The organism is Frankia sp. AgKG'84/4, from assembly GCF_023242965.2.
Lineage (GTDB): Bacteria > Actinomycetota > Actinomycetes > Frankiales > Frankiaceae > Frankia.
Window position 1 is genome coordinate 1 of the sequence record NZ_JALKFU020000339.1, and the last position, 5,680, is coordinate 5,680.

The 5,680-nt window shown below is 71.1% G+C and carries 4 protein-coding genes; 2 read left to right on the forward strand and 2 right to left on the reverse strand.

All coding sequences use genetic code 11. The features are described 5' to 3' along the window. Positions 1 to 162: 162 nt before the first annotated feature. Complete coding sequence (lpdA, locus tag MXD58_RS18490; RefSeq protein ID WP_248836993.1) at positions 163 to 1,569, reverse strand: dihydrolipoyl dehydrogenase; 1,407 nt, start codon at positions 1,567 to 1,569, stop codon at positions 163 to 165. Between the two features lie 176 nt (positions 1,570 to 1,745). Here lpdA and MXD58_RS18495 point away from each other — a divergent pair, with 176 nt between their 5' ends. Together MXD58_RS18495 and MXD58_RS18500 are read left to right on the forward strand one after the other, a co-directional pair. Further along, the gene (locus MXD58_RS18495; protein WP_248836992.1) at positions 1,746 to 2,192 is read left to right on the forward strand and encodes a MarR family winged helix-turn-helix transcriptional regulator; all 447 of its coding nucleotides are present in this window, start codon (positions 1,746 to 1,748) and stop codon (positions 2,190 to 2,192) included. 373 nt (positions 2,193 to 2,565) lie between these two features. Next, the gene (locus MXD58_RS18500; protein ID WP_250609635.1) at positions 2,566 to 3,999 is read left to right on the forward strand and encodes a WS/DGAT domain-containing protein; all 1,434 of its coding nucleotides are present in this window, start codon (positions 2,566 to 2,568) and stop codon (positions 3,997 to 3,999) included. Positions 4,000 to 4,081: 82 nt separating this feature from the next. Here the strand turns inward: MXD58_RS18500 and MXD58_RS18505 are convergent. Further along, the coding region (locus tag MXD58_RS18505) for an MFS transporter (protein ID WP_284678549.1) at positions 4,082 to 5,680 on the reverse strand (1,599 nt) is incomplete at its 5' end.

A 5,680-nucleotide genomic window follows, 5' to 3' on the forward strand; every position in this document is an offset into this window, starting at 1 on the left:
GCCGCCGGCCGCGACGCCGCCGAGGTCACCCGAGTGCGCGCCGGCGAGCGCGCCGCCCGCGACCTCGGGCGCTGACCTTCGGGCCGCTTCTGGCGGGGCAAACCGGGCGCGCAGCGCTACAGAAGCGGCCTGAAACCGAGACGCGCCCGGCGGCCGGGAGCGTCAGAAGTTGATCATGTGGCCGGCGAGGCCGTGGATGGCTTCCTTGACGGCTTCGCCGAGGGTGGGGTGGGCGTGGACGTTGCGGGCGAGCTCGGCGACGGTGAGATCCCAGCGCTGGGCCAGAGTGAGCTGGGGGAGCTGCTCGGTGACGTCCGGGCCGATCATGTGGGCGCCAAGCAGCTCGCCGTACTTTCCGTCGGAGAGGATCTTCACGAAACCGGCGGTCTCGCCGAGGCCGTGGGCCTTGCCGTTCGCCATGAACGGGAACTTCGCGACCTGCACGTCGTAGCCGAGTTCGCGGGCCTGCGCCTCGGTGTAGCCGAAGCTGGCGATCTGCGGCTGACAATAGGTCGCGCGGGGGACCATCACGTAGTCGATCGGGTAGGTCTCGGCATCGCCGATGGTCTCGGCGGCGATGATGCCCATCGCCTCGGCGGCGTGGGCGAGCATCAGCTTGGCGGTGACGTCGCCGATGGCGAAGATGTGCGGCACGTTGGTGCGGCAGTAGCCGTCGACGTCGATCGCGCCGCGCTCGGTCAGCGCCACGCCGGTGTTCTCCAGGCCGTAGCCCTTCACGTTCGGGCCGAAGCCGATGGCTTGCAGCACCTTCTCCGTCTCCAGCACCGTGGACGTGCCGTCCTTGCCGGTGACGGTGACCTTGACGAGGTCGCCGGACTCGTCGATGGAGTCGACGCGGGTCGAGGTGAGGACCTTCACCCCGGCCTTCTTGTAGTGCTTGACCAGCTCGGCGGAGACGTCCGCGTCCTCCAGCGGCACCATCCGGTCGAGGAACTCGACGATGGTGACGTCGACGCCGTAGTTGTTCAGCACGTAGCCGAACTCGACGCCGATCGCGCCGGCGCCGGCGATCACGATGCTGCGCGGCAGCGTCTCGCTCATGATCTGCTGCTCGTAGGTCACCACCCGATCGGACAGAGCGGTGCCGGGCAGCAGGCGGGGGGTCGCGCCGGCGGCGATGATGCAGTGGTCGAAGCTCACCGTGCGGGTGCCGCCGTCGGACGTGGCGACGGACAGCGTGTGATCGTCCACGAACGTGCCGCGGCCGTCGAACTCGGTGATCTTGTTCTTCTTCATCAGGAAGTGGACGCCCTTGACCCGGCCGTCCGCGACCTTGCGGCTGCGGCGGTACGCCTCGCCGTAGTCGAAGCTGATCTCACCGCTGACGGTGATCCCGAAGGTCTTGGCCTCGTGGGTGAGGGTGTGCACCAGCTCGGCGTTGCGCAGCAGCGCCTTCGACGGGATGCAGCCCACGTTGAGACAGACACCGCCCCAGTACTTCTCCTCCACCACGGCCGTGCTCAGGCCGAGCTGGGCGGCCCGGATCGCGGCCACGTATCCACCCGGCCCGGCGCCGAGCACCACCACGTCGAAATGTTCGCTGCTCACAACCGCAGCCTAACGACCCCCCCAGGGCCGTCTGTTCCCGCGTCGCCAGGCATTCGGTCACAGTTCGTCGGCCGTGTGGTCCTCCCGTGCGCCCGGCTCGGACGTTGACCTGCGGGCACGGTGCCACGGCGGTCGGACACCCGGCAACCGTGCGAGGCGCACGATAGCCTGCGAAGGTGGTCGAGCAACCGGGAGCGCGCCTGGAAATGGCCCTTGGTGAGCTGCTGCAGCGGCGCACCCGCCTCGGCCTGTACGCCGAACTCGTCGGCGGCGTCGGCCGCGGCCTCGACGTCACCTCCTACCCGTTGCTCAGCGGCCTGGCCCGGATCGGCCCCGCCACCGCCGTGCGCCTGGGCCGCGAGATCGGCCTGGACCGGTCCGGCACCAGCCGGTACGCCAGCCGGCTGGAGGCCGGCGGCCTGCTGCGGCGCGCACCGGACCCGCAGGACGCCCGCGGCGTGCTGCTCAGCCTCACCGCCGAGGGCGAGAAGGTCGTCGCGGTGCTGCGGGGTCGGCTCGCGGAGCTGCTGGCGGCCCGGCTCGGCGGCTGGCCGCCGGCGCAGGCCGCCGACTTCGTCGCGGGCCTCGAACGTTTCGTCCGCGAGCTTCGCGACGAGAGCTGACCGGCGGGACCCGGCGGTCCGGACCGCCCTGGCACGACCGGGCCGAAGGTCGCGGAAATTCAGGCAACCCCGCCGGCAGTAGGACCGTGGCCTTTTCGTGTTAATGGCGCGAATGGGTCACTCCAGCGGTCCGGACGCTGTTTCACCTGCATTGGCGGGGTGCCCCGCCGCCGCCGGTCACACCGCTCACCTTTGCGCCTCCCTGCCGCGTGGAGACGTACGACACAAGGCTGGCCGGGCGGAACGGGCCACGGATAAACAGGTCCATGGGTACAGGTATGAACGGCGCACTTCCGCGCCACTCTGCTAGCATTGTTCAGCTCGAATGCGCAACCTGCGCCCACCGCCCGACAACGGGCCTGGAGCTTGCCTGATGACCCTCCTCGACATCGTCTCGAGTTCGAGCTCAACCGGGTCGGCCCGGGCATTCACCCGCCCCATGACGGCAGGTGACCGCGCGTATCTTGCCTTTCACCGGCTTAATCCCGGCGAGTTCCAGGACGTCGGCGCGGTGCTGTTCCTGGACGCCCCCGTCGAGCTGGCGGACCTGCGTGCACACATCGCCGCGCGGCTGAGCCTGCCCCGAGCCTGGATGCTGACCGACCGACTGGAGACGGTGACCGTCCGCTCCGCCGACGGCCGCTCCACGGTCAGCGAGCCGCACTGGGTCTCCCAGCCGGACATGGACATCGACGAGCACGTCGCCGCGGTGGACCTGCCCAGCGTCGAGGACGCCGGCGCGCTCGGGCCGAACGACGACGTCGGTGACCGGCGCGTGCGCGCCGCCGTCGACCGCATCGCGGGCTGGCCGACCGACATCACCCGCCAGCCGTGGAAGGTCTACCTTCTCTGCGACGGCGGGACGTCCGGGTCGGTGCTGGTCTACCGGACCAGCCACGTCGCCCAGGACGGCGCGGCCCTCTACCGGGCGCTACACCTGCTCTTCGGCGGTGACGACGAGCCGGACATCGGCCTGCCCGCCACCATCCGGCGGCCCACGGCGTCGGACTACCTGCGGTTCGTCAGCCGCGGCCTGGCCGTGCTGTCCCCGACCCGGGTCCTCGACGCCTGGGGCGGTCAGCCGACCGGACCGGCGCGGCACACCTGGATCACCACCGACCTCAGCCTGATCAAGGACGCGGCCCGCCGGCACCACGCCACCGTCAACGACGTCTACTTCGCGGCGCTCGCCGGGGCGGTGCGGACCTGGTCGTCGTTCGAGTGGATCGACGACACCCGGCCCATCCACGCGCTGATGCCCGTCAGCATCCGCGTCGCCGCCGACCAGAACGCGCTGTCGAACTACACCTCCGGTGTGCGGGTCCCGCTGCCCTGCGGCGAGCCCGACGCCGCCCAGCGCCTCGCGCGCATCGCCGCGGTCACCCGCGGGCTGAAGGACAAGGGCATCGGCGTCGTCGAGCGCCAACTGTTCCCGTTCGTCGCGCCGCGGGCCACCCCGCGGATGCTGTCCTACGCGGCGAGCTTCGGCGGGCGGACCCGGGAGCTGTCGATGGTGGCGACCAACGCCCGCACGATCCGCGGGCCACTGGCCGTCGCCGGCCGTGGCGTGCGCGAACTCATCGGCACCGGGCCGCTGCTCGTCGGTCGCCAGCACCTGTCGGTGGCGCTGTTCGGCGTCGGCGACCGGGTGGGGATCACGATGGCGGCCAGTGACAGCGTGCCGAACCACGACCGGCTCGCCAACCTGTGGGTGCACGAACTGACCGAACTCGCCCGACTCGCACCGGTGGCGCCGCCCACGGTGCACGTGCCCGTCCAGCGCCGCTCCGTCCTGCGCTCCCGGTAGTCCCCGGCCGCACGGGGCGTCGGCCGCACACCGGCCGTCGCCCCGCGCCGCGTTCGCGCCCGTTCCCGAGCCCGCGAGCCGGTTACGCGCAGCCGGGAGGTGCCTGGGCCGCGGGCGCTGTGGAGCCTGACGGCGACGGACCGAGCGGTGGCTCGGTGTCCTGGTCGTCCGGATACGGCTGCTGGTCCTCGGTGGCGGTGAGGGGAGCGGCGATGTCCTCCAGCGAGCGGCCGGCCGCGTCCACGCCGAACATCAGCTCGGCGACCCCGCCGACCGCCATCACCGCGGCGCCGATGAGGAAACCGACCATCACCGGCCCGGTGCGGCCGGTGTCGATGAGATGGCCGAACAGCAGCGGTCCGGCGATGCCACCGACACCGGTACCCACCGCGTAGAAGAACGCGATCGCCAGCGCCCGGGTCTCCATCGGAAAGATCTCGCTGACCGTCAGATAGGCGGCGCTCGCCCCCGCCGAGGCGAAGAAGAACGTCACCGCGACGACCGCCAGGAACGTCCACGCGGTCAGCGTCCCGGCCTGGAACAGCACCGCGAGCACCACGCCGAACACCGCCGCCGCCAGGTAGGTTCCCGCGATCATCGGCTTGCGGCCGAGGGTGTCGAACAGCCGGCCGAGCACCAGCGGGCCGGCGCAGTTACCCAGCGCGTAGACGACCAGGAACACCGGCACCGTCGACGAGCTCACCCCGTAGAACGTCGTCAGGATCGTGCCCAGGTCGAACGTGAACGCGTTGTAGAGGAAGGCCTGGCCGATGAAGAGGGCAAGGCCGAGCACCGCCCGGCGCGGGTAGGTACGAAACGCCGTCGACGCGATCGTCCGCAGCGGGATCACCGAACGCTGCCGGATGGTGATCCGGGTCGCCGGCTCCGCCAGGCGCACGCCGGTCTGTGCCTCGACCTCGGCCTCGACGCCGCCGACGATCTCCTCGGCGTCGTCCGCCCGGCCGTGGATGAACAGCCACCGCGGGCTCTCCGGCACGTGCCGGCGCACCACCAGGATGACCAGCCCGAGCAGCGCGCCGAGGCCGAAGGCGAGCCGCCAGCCGAGGTCGGCGGCGAAGTAGTGCTCGGAGAGCAGGAACACGGTCAGCCCAGAGCCGGCGGCCGAGCCCAGCCAGTAGGAGCCGTTGATGAGCAGATCGACCCGGCCCCGCACCCGCGCCGGAATGAGCTCGTCCACGGCCGAGTTGATGGCCGCGTACTCGCCGCCTATTCCGGCGCCGGTGAAGAAGCGGGTAAGAAAGAAAAACCAGGGTGTCCAGGAGAACGCCGTGGCCGTCGTCGCCGCGATGTAGACGCCGAGGGTGAGCAGGAACAGTTTCTTCCGGCCGAACCGATCGGTGAGCTGACCGAAGAAAAGCGCTCCGAGGCAGCTGCCGAGAACGTAGATGGCGGCGGCGGTCCCGATATCGCCGGAGGACAGCGAAATCCCGCTGCCGTCCTCGGTGAGGCGCGAGCCGACCGCGCCGACCATCGTCACCTCGAGGCCGTCGAGAATCCACACCGTGCCGAGACCGATGACTACCATCCAGTGGAACCGGGCCCAGGGGAGCCGGTCGAGCCGCGCCGGAATCGCCGTGCGGATGAGGCCGCCGCTCGGGGCCGAGCCGCTCGTGCGGGCCGAGCCGCTCGTGCCGGCCGAGCCGCTCGTGCGGGCCGAGCC